Source organism: Mycobacterium sp. TH-M82, from assembly GCF_057473605.1.
Genome location: NZ_JBYCKY010000206.1, coordinates 1 through 6,468 on the forward strand (window position 1 = coordinate 1; position 6,468 = coordinate 6,468).

The 6,468-nt window shown below is 65.8% G+C and carries 8 protein-coding genes; 3 read left to right on the forward strand and 5 right to left on the reverse strand.

The window, feature by feature from the left end; all coding sequences use genetic code 11:
- Positions 1 to 410 (reverse strand): SDR family NAD(P)-dependent oxidoreductase (locus AC2VON_RS06065; protein ID WP_486952131.1); only part of this gene is annotated, 410 nt, incomplete at its 3' end.
- A 115-nt stretch (positions 411 to 525) separates the two neighbouring features.
- On the opposite strand from AC2VON_RS06065, the gene AC2VON_RS06070 reads away from it, so the two are divergent.
- On the forward strand, positions 526 to 1,746 hold the full coding sequence (locus AC2VON_RS06070) for a CaiB/BaiF CoA transferase family protein (protein WP_486952132.1): 1,221 nt from the start codon (positions 526 to 528) through the stop codon (positions 1,744 to 1,746).
- Positions 1,747 to 1,750: 4 nt separating this feature from the next.
- Here the strand turns inward: AC2VON_RS06070 and AC2VON_RS06075 are convergent, their stop codons facing one another.
- Together AC2VON_RS06075 and AC2VON_RS06080 are read right to left on the reverse strand one after the other, a co-directional pair.
- On the reverse strand, positions 1,751 to 2,923 hold the full coding sequence (locus AC2VON_RS06075; protein ID WP_486952138.1) for an acyl-CoA dehydrogenase family protein: 1,173 nt from the start codon (positions 2,921 to 2,923) through the stop codon (positions 1,751 to 1,753).
- A 71-nt stretch (positions 2,924 to 2,994) separates the two neighbouring features.
- On the reverse strand, positions 2,995 to 4,137 hold the full coding sequence (locus tag AC2VON_RS06080; protein ID WP_486952133.1) for an acyl-CoA dehydrogenase family protein: 1,143 nt from the start codon (positions 4,135 to 4,137) through the stop codon (positions 2,995 to 2,997).
- Between the two features lie 111 nt (positions 4,138 to 4,248).
- Here AC2VON_RS06080 and AC2VON_RS06085 point away from each other — a divergent pair, with 111 nt between their 5' ends.
- Together AC2VON_RS06085 and AC2VON_RS06090 are read left to right on the forward strand one after the other, a co-directional pair.
- Positions 4,249 to 4,980: a hypothetical protein gene (locus AC2VON_RS06085; protein WP_486952134.1), complete on the forward strand. Its 732-nt coding sequence runs from the start codon at positions 4,249 to 4,251 to the stop codon at positions 4,978 to 4,980.
- A 5-nt stretch (positions 4,981 to 4,985) separates the two neighbouring features.
- Complete coding sequence (locus AC2VON_RS06090; RefSeq protein ID WP_486952135.1) at positions 4,986 to 5,510, forward strand: hypothetical protein; 525 nt, start codon at positions 4,986 to 4,988, stop codon at positions 5,508 to 5,510.
- A gap of 17 nt (positions 5,511 to 5,527) precedes the next feature.
- On the opposite strand, the gene AC2VON_RS06095 is transcribed toward AC2VON_RS06090, so the two are convergent.
- The gene (locus AC2VON_RS06095; protein WP_486952136.1) at positions 5,528 to 5,950 is read right to left on the reverse strand and encodes a Cif family virulence factor; all 423 of its coding nucleotides are present in this window, start codon (positions 5,948 to 5,950) and stop codon (positions 5,528 to 5,530) included.
- 4 nt (positions 5,951 to 5,954) lie between these two features.
- The coding region (locus AC2VON_RS06100; RefSeq protein WP_486952137.1) for an amidohydrolase family protein at positions 5,955 to 6,468 on the reverse strand (514 nt) is incomplete at its 5' end.

Here is a 6,468-nt window from a genome sequence, read left to right on the forward strand (position 1 = left end):
TTGAGGCTGGCGTGCACCAGGTTCAACACCCCGATCAGATCGACGTCGATGGCGTCGGCGAAGGCTTGCGTTGGCCCGCCGGCGGTCAGCGGCGCGATCCCGGCGTTGGCCACCACCACGTCGAGGTGCCCGAACTGAGCCACCCCCTCGTCGATGGCTTTCGACAAAGCCACCCGGTCCCGGACGTCGGCGACGGCGGTGAACGCGCTGCGGCCTTCCTTTTCCACCAACCGCGCCGTCTCGTCGAGGTCCTCCGGCCTGGCCAGCGGGTAGTCGTTGGTCGCGACGTCCTCGCACAGGTCGACCGCGATGATGTCGGCGCCCTCGGCGGCGAGTATGCGTGCATGCGAACGTCCCTGCCCACGCGCCGCTCCGCTGATCAGGGCTACCTTGCCCGCGACTCTACCCATCGGAACTCCTTGATCCGGCCGGCCCTTGAAAGGGCTAACATGATAAAAATAGTAAAGTAGCATCACAGCGTCAAGCACGTTCGGTGCTTAAGCCAATGTCGACGAAAGGCGGTCAATGTCAGGCGTACTCAGTGGTGTTCGAGTCGTCGAGCTGGCCTCGTGGACCTACGTTCCGTCCGCGGGCGTCGCGCTGGCGGACTGGGGCGCCGATGTGATCAAGGTGGAGAGCGTCGGCACCGGTGACCCGGGCCGGGCACTGGTGGTGGGTGGGTTCACCCGCCAGGCCGCGCGGGTGGACGTCGACTTCATGCTCGAGCTGGGCAACCGCGGCAAGCGCAGCATCGCGCTGGACCTCAAAAGCGACACCGGGCGAGAGCTTTTCGGTAGGTTGCTGGCCGAAGCCGATGTACTGCTTACTAATTGGCGGCCAGACGCACTGCAACGGGCACGCTTGACGGTCGAGGACATCCGGAAACACAACCCGAAGATCATCATCGCTCGCGGCACCGGCCTGGGAATGCGCGGACCCGACCGCAACCGGGGCGGATTCGACGCCGCCACCTACCTGGCCCGCGGTGGGGTGGCCTACACGCTGACGCCGTACGGAACCGAGTACCCGGCGGTGCAGGGCCCGGCGTTCGGCGACCTGCAGGCCGGGGTGACCCTGGCCGGCGGGGTATGCGCGGCGCTGTTCCACCGGGAACGCACCGGTGAGACGGCGGTGGTGGACTCGTCGCTGCTGGCCCAAGCGATGTGGAGCATCGCGCCGTCGATCTCGGTCGCCGATCTCTTCGATATGGACGGCATCCCCGGCGCGCCACCCGGATTAGCGATCAATCCACTGGTCAACCGCTACAAGACCAGGGACGGCCGGTGGATACAACTGGTCTTTTTACAACCCGACCGGTTTTGGGGCGGCTTCTGCGGGCGTCTCGGCCTTCCCGAACTGGCCACCGACGAACGCTTTGTGCCGTCATCGAACCTTTCGGCCAATGCCGCCGAGGCGACCGCCCTCATCGCGGCCAGATTCGCCGAATACGACCTGGAGCACTGGCGTACTGCGCTGGCCGACGAGCCGGGTGTGTGGGCCGCGCTGGCGACGCCACGCGAGGTGCTGCACGACCCGCAGAACGAACCCAACGGCTACCTCGTCACCAACGTCGACGACAGCGGAAACGAATACCAGATGGTCGCTGCCCCTGTGCAATTCAACGAGACACCGCCACCATCTGCCCGCGCACCCGAACACGGCCAGCACACCGAGGAGATCCTGCTGGAACTCGGCCTGGACTGGGACGACATCATCAAGGCCAAGGACAGCGGAGCGGTCCTTTGACGCCTCAGCGCTGCTGGCCGCGCCGCACCTGGCTGAACGGCACGCCCCGGTCGGCGGCGTATTCGCGGGGAAAGTTCAGCACCCGCTCACCGATGACGTTGCGGGCCATCTCGGTGGTGCCGCCGCCGATGCAAATCGCCTGCCGCGATAGGTAGCGCAGCCCGTTCTCCAGCCCCTCGCCGCGTTCGCCCACCACCCCGGCCGTGCCTGCGATCGCGAGCGCGGTGTCCATGTCCAGGGTCACGGTGTAGGCGTGGAAGAGCCTGATCAGTGTTCCGCCGGCCGGCGGCAGAGTGCCGTCGAGGACGCTGCGGTAAACATGGCTGATCAGTTGCTCGCCAACGGCGCGGTGCACCAGCACCCGCCCGGCCATCTCCCGGACCCGCTCGTTGCGCGCCTGCCCGGTTTTTTCGGCCAGGGCCACATAGTCCACCGCGTGGAAATCGCCGCCCTCGCTGCCGATGCCGCTGGCGAATTCCGACCCCTGTCCGACCGCACGGCGTTCGTGATACAGCTGCCGGGACGCCACCGCCCAGCCGTTGTTCACCTCACCGACGACGGCGTCGTCACCGACGTCGACCCCGTCGAGGAATTCCTCGCAGAACTCCGTCGAGCCGTTGAGTTGGGTGATGCGGCGCAGCGTGATCCCCGGATGCGTGATCGGCACCAGGAACATGGTCAGTCCCTCGTGTTTGGGCGCCTCCCAGTCGGTGCGCGCCAGGCACAACCCGTAGTCGGCGGCAAATGCACTGGTGCTCCATGTCTTTGCGCCGTTGAGCACCCACCGGTCATTGTGCCGGTCGGCCCGGGTGATCACCCCTGCGAGATCCGATCCGCCGTTGGGCTCGGACAACAGCTGCACCAATACCTCGTCGCCGCGCAGCGCCGCGCCGATGTGCCGCCGTTTCTGTTCTTCGCTGCCGGTGTCGAGCAGCGTCGCGGCACAGATGGTGAAGGTGGGCGTGTTGAGGATCAACGGCATCTCGTAGCCGAGGCTTTCGGAGTTGAACGCCTGCTGGTACTCGTAGCTCAGCCCGAGCCCACCGTATTCGCGCGGAAAGCAGATTCCGGCGAATCCACCTTCGTAGAGCCGCTTTTGCAGCTCGCGTGCCCGCTGCCAGGCATGTTCATCGTCGCGGTCGGCAGCCGGCGGCGACGCGGGATCGATGCGCGGCATATTGTCGGCCAGCCATGCCCTGGCCCGGGCGGCGAACTGCTCGACCGATTCAGTGCTTCCCGCGACTCCGGTCACCGCGACGCCTCCTCCGCTGCATACACCCTCAGGTTGTGTTCCTCCGGGGTGCCGAACATGGACCGATACAACGTCACCCGGCGCAGGTACAGGTGCAGGTCGTGTTCCCAGGTGACACCGATGCCTCCATGCATCTGCACGCAGCCCTGCACGACGTCGTTGGCCATCTGCCCCACGTAGGACTTGGCGACGCTCGCGGAGCGTGCGGCCCGCGGTGCGCGGGCGGCGACGTCGGTGACCGCCGCGGCGGTGGTCGCCCGGCAGGCCTCCACCCACATCTTCATGTCCGCGAAGCGATGCTTGAGCGCCTGGTAGGACGCCAGCGGCCGGCCGAAGGTGTGCCGGTCCAACGCCCAGCTGACGGTGAAGTCGAACACCGTTTGCAGAATCCCGACCACCTCGGCGCACTGCAATACCTGTGCGATCTGGCTCTGCCGGTCGACCAGCGCCGCCGTCTCGCCGGCAGTGCCCACCGCGGCGGCCCGCTCGACGGCCACATCGTCGAAATACACCCGTGCGTACTGCTTGACCAAATCGACCGACGACTGGGGTTCGATCCGCACGCCCGGTGTGTCTGCCGGGACCAGAAACTGACGGATGCCGTCGTCGCAGCGCGCCACCACCAGCAGCAGCCCGCTTTGCGCGCCCGCCTCGACCCGGTCCTTCACACCGGCCAGGCGGTAACCGGAATCGGTTGCGGTAGCGGTCAGGGCAGGCTGCAGCGGCGCCCAGCCGCGGCCCGGTTCGTAGACCGCCCAGGACACCACCGTTTCACCGGAGATCAGCGATCCGATGGCCTCCGCGTGGGTTTGGCGGTCGGCGCAGTCAACCAGCCCGGCGAGCACGGTGCTGACCGGATTCAGCGGCCCGGGCGCCACCGTCGCACCGATCTGCTCGGCGAGCATGGCCAGATCTTCGACGCCACTGTCGGTGATGCTGCCGCCGCCCAGCTCTTCGGGAACCAGCAGGGCCGCCCAGCCCAACTCGGCAGCGCGCCGCCACCAATCCGGGTCGAAGGAAACCCCGGCCGCGTGCAGCTCGCGCACCCGACTCAGCGGCATCTCTTTGTGCAGAAATGCCTGGGCGGTCGAGGCGAAGAGTAGCTTTTCGGGGGAGTTCTCAATCCCTCTGGAAGGCATTACGCTGATCTGTCCTGGTTGGAGTTCTGCTGCTCGGATGCTAACAATTGAGCAATACCGTAATACAGACCGGAGTGCGATCGATAGTGATGTTGACCAGCTGGGTCCGCGATGGCTGACGACAGCGCCGAGATCGACGTCGCCGAAGCCGAAGCCGAAGCCGCCGAAGCCAAGGCCCGGGCCCAAGTGGCGCGTGCCCGGGCACGGGCAGCTCGGCTGCGACAACGGGCGCAGTCGACTCTCGAGGCCGACGAAACGGAAACAAACGAACCCAACCCGAAAGATGCCTTTGCCGAGGCCGACAGCGACGCCGGTACCGAGGCCGGTGCCCTCACAACCGACGCCGGGACCCCACGGCGCGGGCGGTGGTCGGTCGCGGCGGGCGTCGCTGCGGTCGCTGTGATCTGCGGGTTGCTAGCAGCCAGCGGTTACATCGCCTGGCAGCACCATGGCACAATAGCGCACCGCCAGCGTGTTGGCGCATTCACCGCTGCCGCCAAGCAGGGAGTGATCAACATCATGGCACTGGACTTCGACCACGTTGAGGACGACATTCACCGCCTGCTGGACAGCTCCACCGGGGAGTTCAAGGACGATTTCGAAAAGCAGACAGCCGACTTCATCGCGGTGACCAAGAAGGGCCATGTGATCAGCAAGGGAACGGTGAACTCTGCGGGACTCGAATCGATGGGTCGAGACTCTGCGGTGGTTCTGGTGGCGGCGACTTCGTATGTCACCAATTCCGCAGGGGCCAAAGAGGAGCCGAGGCAGTGGCGGCTCCGGGTCACCGTCTCCAGAGACGGCGATCAGATCAAGATGTCCAAATTGGTGTATGTGCCATGACCGGTGTGGGCAGACTCGGAATCAGGCAACGACGGCTGCCGGCGAAGGCGGTGAAACTTGTTCCAGCCGTGCTGGTTCTGCTGCTGCTGGTCTCCGCCACCTTGACAGCTTGGCTGTACTTCTCCTGGTACCGACCCGACGAACAGGTCGACTCGGGCACTGCAGCCGTGGTGGTCGACGCGGCACGCCAAGGCACCGTCGCGCTGCTGTCCTATACACCGGAGACCGTCGATGAAGACCTGGCCAGCGCCAAGTCGCACCTCACCGGCGAATTCCGATCGCATTTCGAAGATTTCGCCCGGCAGGTGGTGGCCCCGGCGTCCAAAGAGAAGGCGCTGAAGACCACCGCCGAGGTGGTCGGTATCGCGGTAGCCGACCTGCACCCCGATGCCGCCGTGGTGCTCGTCTTCGTAAACCAGACCACCACCAGCAAGCAGCAACCCGATCCCGCGCTGGCCGCCCGCAGTGTGCAGGTGTCGCTGTCGAAGATCGACCGCAGTTGGCTGATCGCCAAGTTCGACCCGGTCTAACCGGCTAGCGGCCGGCTCTAACCGCTGTCGTCCTCGGGCAGGTAGACCTGCGACTCCATGTGATGACAGATCCGGTACCGGTCGCCGTGAGCCACCAACACCCAGGTGATCCAGCTGGCTCCGTGATGCACCACATCGGATTCATGGCCGGTGAAGTGCCAGCGGCTCAACACGACGGCGCGGGCGAAACCGTCGCCGAGCACGTCGCAATACCGCAACTCCGAGGAGATCGACGCCTTTTTGAGGCGCCCCCCGACGCGGACCCAGTGCCGGTCGAATTCGTCGAAGCCGACCAGCGGCGACGGGTACTCGTCGGCGAAGTACACCGGCTGCGGGGTTCCCAACTCCCACAGTTCGGCCAGTCCGGCGATATCCAGTGCGGACCACTTTCGGTCATACTCACGCACCAAAGTGGTGATTGCGGCCGTGGGATCGCCCACACGATCAGGCGACGCCGACATCCGATCGTTCCTCGGGCAGCGCCTTGACCGTCGACGGCAGCCCGTACAGCGCCATCGCGTTACCGCGCATGATCCGGTCACGTTGATCGCGCGGGAACCGGTTGATCGCGTACGTCGGCGAGTCGTAGCTCCAGTGCGGATAGTCGGTGGAGAACATCAGATTGTCACCCATGTCCATCATCTCCAGGTAGTCGCGGTACACCGCGACGTTGACCTCCTCGAGCGGCTGGGTGGTGAACCGGACGTGGTCGCGCACGTACTCCGACGGACGGCGCCGCACGTGCGGCAAGTCCCCACGGCGGGCCTCCCAGATCCGGTCCATCCGCCACATGACCGGGATCACCCAGGTGAAGCCACCTTCGACGAATACCACCCGCAGATCGGGGTGGCGGTCGAATGCGCCGTCGAACACCAGGCTCATCAGGTGCGACACATACAGCAGCGGCCACGACGCGAAGAAATCATGCCAGTGTGCGGGGTTGCCGACCGGATACAGC